Here is a 1409-nt window from a genome sequence, read left to right as displayed (position 1 = left end):
TGCTTGCCTTCGATGTGCTCGCCTAGGCGCAGCTGCCATCCGATCTGGTGCACATACCCGACGACCTCTCGCACTGTTTCAGCGTCCACGTCAGACGTGGGCATGATTGGATCTCCAGCCCCTGACATGCAGCGCTTCGGTGGCGTCACCCCACCTCGACACCGAGACATGCTCCAGTCCCTGCCACGCCGCTGCGAGTCGGAGCTCGGCAGCGATCTGCTCGGCATCGCCGGGGTGAGCCTGTGGTTCCCACCAGGCGGATTGCACCTGCAGCGTCGATGTCGCGCGGTCGGACTTGAGATCGACGCGCGCGACGATGCGGTCGCCCACGAGGACCGGCAAGGAGTAGTAGCCGAACCGCCGCTTCTCTGCCGGTACGTAGATCTCGATGCGGTAGTCGAGGTCGAACGCGCGGAGTGCGCGATCCCGAAACCACACCACCGGGTCGAACGGCGTCAGAATCGCCGCCGCGTCGACCTTGCGGGGCAGCACCGCATCCCGATGCCGCCAGGCGGCGAGTGGACGCCCGCCGCGTTCCCAGCCGCGCACCTGTACGGGCTCCAGCTCGCCGGCGTCGACGAGCTCTGTGATCGAGCGCGCGACGGCGGCCCGGTCGCGGATCCGGTAGTAGTCGGCCAGGTCGGACTGCGTCGCGACGCCGCTCGATCGGGCCGCGCGACGGGTCAGCTCACGGATGGCATCGGCGCGGGAGACCTCTTGCGAACGGATGTCGTCAGGGATGACGTGCTCGGCCAGCGCATAGGTGCGCTCGAACCCGCGGCGCCCGCTGATGGCGACATCGCCGGTTCGCCACAGGTGTTCGAGGGCTAGCTTGACGTCGTCCCAGTCCCACCAGGTGCCGCGTTCTCTGGGAGCATCGGCACGGAGATCGGCGGGACGCAAGGGCCCGCGCACACGCAGCTCGTCCTGGACCCACTGCAGCGTTCGCGCGTTGCTCGACATCCAGGACTCTTCGCCCGCCCAGCGTCGGCGGAAGTCGTCCATGCGAAAACGCCACAGCGGCCAGTCCTCGATCGGGATGAAGGTCGCCTCGTGAGCGAGGTATTCCACGTAATGGGTCGTGCGCGAGAGGAAGACACGGTCGAGCAGGGCCGGCTCGTAGGAGCCCAGCCGAGAGAACAACGGCAGGTAATGGGATCGTGCGAACACGTTCACGGAGTCGATCTGCAGCACACCGAGACGATCCATCACCCGGTGCACGTGGCGCCCCGCGACCGATGCGGGCCGCGCGCGGGTGAAGCCCTGCGCGGCCAGAGCGATGCGGCGTGCCTGGGTCGGAGTGAGGGCATCGGTCACACGGTCAGGGTATCGCCGAGCGCCGACATGCACCCTCCAGGGAAAGATGCGTTCGAGGGCCTACGGCGTGACCGTAGACTTGGGCGATGAGT

At 67.6% G+C, this 1409-nt stretch carries 1 protein-coding gene; it reads right to left on the bottom strand.

The window, feature by feature from the left end; all coding sequences use genetic code 11:
- Positions 1–90: 90 nt before the first annotated feature.
- Entirely contained in the window at positions 91–1317 is a 1227-nt protein-coding gene (locus KZA10_RS15280; RefSeq protein ID WP_218683311.1) for a winged helix-turn-helix domain-containing protein, read from the bottom strand.
- Positions 1318–1409: the final 92 nt, after the last annotated feature.

It is taken from the genome of Microbacterium sp. BF1 (assembly GCF_019279095.1).
GTDB lineage: Bacteria > Actinomycetota > Actinomycetes > Actinomycetales > Microbacteriaceae > Microbacterium > Microbacterium maritypicum.
Note: the sequence above shows the minus strand (reverse complement) of the source record. Positions and strands in the feature narration are given on the sequence as shown.